This window comes from Mycobacterium arosiense ATCC BAA-1401 = DSM 45069 (assembly GCF_002086125.1).
GTDB lineage: Bacteria > Actinomycetota > Actinomycetes > Mycobacteriales > Mycobacteriaceae > Mycobacterium > Mycobacterium arosiense.
This window is the reverse complement of record NZ_MVHG01000255.1, coordinates 1-410: the sequence shown is the minus strand read 5'-3', so window position 1 is coordinate 410 and position 410 is coordinate 1. Positions and strand designations below refer to the sequence as shown.

Sequence of the window (410 nt, the reverse complement as noted above, 5' to 3'; positions counted from 1 at the left end):
ATCCTGGCCGGTATCTACGCCCAAGTCCTGGGGCTGTCCCGGGTCGGGGTCGACGACTCCTTCTTCGACCTAGGCGGGGATTCGCTGTCGGCGATGCGGGTGATCACCGCGATCAACACCAGCCTCGATACCCACCTTCCGGTGCGCAGGTTGTTTGATGCTCCCTCGATTGCCCAGTTGGCCGCGCATGTGGGTCGGGGTGGGGGCCGGGGTCGGCCTGAGCCGTTGGTGGCCGGGGAGCGCCCGGCGGTGGTTCCGTTGTCGTTTGCTCAGGCCCGGTTGTGGTTCATCGACCAGTTGCAGGGGCCCTCACCGGTTTACAACATCACGGCCGCGTTGCGGCTGCGCGGTCAACTCGATGCCGGTGCGCTGGGCGCGGCGTTGACCGATGTGGTGGGCCGCCACGAAAG

General features: G+C 67.1%; 1 protein-coding gene. It reads left to right on the top strand.

The window, feature by feature from the left end:
• A partial coding sequence (locus BST14_RS28365; RefSeq protein ID WP_142279700.1) for a phosphopantetheine-binding protein occupies positions 1-410 on the top strand: 410 nt, incomplete at both ends.